The sequence below is a fragment of the Intrasporangium sp. genome, assembly GCF_032907665.1.
Taxonomy (GTDB): Bacteria; Actinomycetota; Actinomycetes; order Actinomycetales; family Dermatophilaceae; genus Intrasporangium.
Map to the genome: position 1 here is coordinate 1,953 of NZ_JAJJPG010000203.1, position 2,456 is coordinate 4,408.

At 72.9% G+C, this 2,456-nt stretch carries 3 protein-coding genes; all 3 read right to left on the reverse strand.

Annotation, left to right across the window (positions count from 1 at the left end; all coding sequences use genetic code 11):
• Window positions 1-153 precede the first annotated feature (153 nt).
• On the reverse strand, window positions 154-1,479 hold the full coding sequence (locus LOY02_RS18080) for an MFS transporter (protein ID WP_317183761.1): 1,326 nt from the start codon (window positions 1,477-1,479) through the stop codon (window positions 154-156).
• Between the two features lie 77 nt (window positions 1,480-1,556).
• Window positions 1,557-2,057: a class I SAM-dependent methyltransferase gene (locus tag LOY02_RS18085; RefSeq protein WP_317183762.1), complete on the reverse strand. Its 501-nt coding sequence runs from the start codon at window positions 2,055-2,057 to the stop codon at window positions 1,557-1,559.
• Window positions 2,047-2,456 (reverse strand): transcriptional repressor (locus LOY02_RS18090; RefSeq protein ID WP_317183763.1); only part of this gene is annotated, 410 nt, incomplete at its 5' end. The genes LOY02_RS18085 and LOY02_RS18090, both read right to left, overlap by 11 nt.

Consider the following 2,456-nt stretch of genomic DNA (forward strand, 5'->3'; position numbering starts at 1 on the left):
CGTTGGTCGACGCGAAGGCCGCCAGGGTCTCGCGGCCGATCTCGTCGGCCTCGGCGACGCCCGAGTCATAGACGTAGGCGAGCGTGCGCCCACCGTGGGTGGGCAGGTCGTGACCCCGCAGCCCGGCAAGTCGCGCCCTGATCTCGTCGAGGTTCATGCCGGTTCACTCTCTTCGTCGGGGAAGCGGTGCAGGGTCAGCAGGGACAGGCCGACAAGGACGGCCGGGACGATCGAGAAGCCGAGGACGATGGCTGTCAAGGCCGAGTCGCCCTGCGTGACAACCGAGCCCGCGCTGGAGGAGGCATAGCCCCCGAGAGCGAGCACAGCGGCATACACCCCCGGTCCGAAGGCGAGCCCGAGCGTCTCCCCGGCTGTCCACACTCCCGTGTAGAGGCCGATCCGCGTGCGCGCGTCCGCGCTCCGGCTCGCCACGTCGGGCAGCATCGCCATGGGGAACATCTGGGCACCGGCATAGCCGACCCCGACCACGGCCACGCAGCCATAGATGGCAGCGTGGGGCAGCGACCGCGCCAGCACGAGGGCGAGGGCGCCTCCGCCGAGCAGGAGCGAGGCTGCGAGGTAACCCCGCTTCTTGCCGAGGCTCGTGCCGTAGCGCTGCCACAGCGGTGTGACGAGCAGGGCCGGGGCGACGAAGCACACGAAGAGCAACGTCGCCGACAGCGGCGTGCCGATGATCCACCGCGACACGTAGTCGACCCCCGCGAGCATCGCCCCGGTCGCGAGCGCCTGCACCACGAACGTCGTCAGCAGCAGCCGGAACGTCCTGTCGGAGCGCACGATCCGCAGCTGGTCGCCGAAAGACACCTCGGCAGGAGTGTCGTGCAGAGCCGGCGCGGACCGAGTGCCCCGCCAGGCTCCCCAGGCACCGACGGCGATGAGCAGCCCGACGAAGAGGCCCACCGCGCGGTAGCCCCACTCCGGGCCGAGCGCGTCGCGGATCGCCGGCGACGCGCCGCCACTGACGAGGATCGCGAGCGCGAGGATCGCGACCCGCCACGTCATGAGCCGGGTCCGCTCGTCGTAGTCGTCGGTCATCTCGGCCGGCATCGCGACGTAGGGGACCTGGAAGAACGAGTAGGCGGTCGCGCAGGCGAGGTAGGCGACGGCGACCCACGCGGCGCCCGCCCACGCCGGGGAGGTCGGCCCGGCGAAGAGGAGGACGAAGCACGCCGCGAGGAGCAGACCTGCGCGCACGAGGAAGGGGCGGCGCTTGCCGTCAGGGTGCTGCGACCGGTCGCTGATCCGTCCAGCGATGGGGTTGAGGATGACGTCCCACGCCTTGGGGGCGAAGACGATGACCCCGGCGAGGCCGGCGGCGATGCCGATGTGGTCGGTCAGGTAGGGCAGCAGGAGCAGGCCCGGCACGGTCCCGAAGGCTCCCGTTGCCACGGAGCCGACCCCGTAGCCGCGTCGCACCGAGGGGTCCAGCCCGCCTGCCCGCGTCGTCGCCCCCACCATGACGGCACCCTAGCCCGGCACGCGGTCGCTGTGTGGTGCCAGAAGGACAGTCCCCTGTTCGCTCGGCGCCACTCGGGTCAGGGTCGCACCGCGGTCAGTCCGACGAGGCGAGGATCGTCGATCGACGCAACCGCCGTGAACCCGTGACGATCGAGACCGGTGGTGACCGCGTCGACGATGCGCGCGGCGGGTTGCGGGCCCTCGGCCCCCCACGCGAGGACGACGAGGCCGCCGGGCCGCAGCACGCGGCGCAGCGCCTCGAGCTCGGCGTCGGCGGGACTCGTCCAGAACACGTTGACGTTGACGGTGAGGGCCCGGTCCACGGTTGCATCCCGCCCGCGCAGGTCGCCGAGCGATCCGGTCACGGCCTCGAGCCGTCCGGCCTCGGCATGCTCGGCGTTGCGGGCCAGCGTGCGCTGGGTGGCGACCGCCGAGCGGTCGAGGGCGATGAGCCGTCCGGCGCCGAGCCGCGAGCAGATGAGCTGCGCCGATACGCCGTTGCCGCCGCCTGCCTCGAGCACCACGTCACCGGGCTGCGGGTCGAGCACCTCGACGGCGGCTGCGATCCTAGGAGGCACGGGCACAGTCCGCGCACCTCCCCAACAGAGCCGCGTGCGTGGTGTCGAGCTCGAAGCCGAGCTCCTCGCGCAGCCGCCGCCCGGCCTGCTCGAGGACGTCGGCCGGGGCGTCCTGGACGCGCCCGCACACCGCACACTGCACGTGGAGGTGCCCGTGCGCGTGTGGCGTCGACCTGTCCGGGCCGTATGCCGCTGGGCTCGCCCCACGAGCGTGCTCGCTCGGGCGCGCGGCGAGGTGGTAGACCGTCGCGCTGCCCCCGAGGTGGACGTGCGAGAGGACCCCGGCCTCGGTGAGGGACGTCAGGGTGCGGTAGACGGTCGCGCGGTGGACCGCGGGCGCGAGGACGGCGACCCGCTCGCCGATCTGCTCGGCCGAGAGGTGCTCGTCGGCGAGGTCCG

Bases quoted from the DNA above. Each gene is read 5' to 3' on its own strand.
- LOY02_RS18080 (WP_317183761.1), bottom strand. From the start codon at position 1,479: ATGGTGGGGGCGACGACGCGGGCAGGCGGGCTGGACCCCTCGGTGCGA.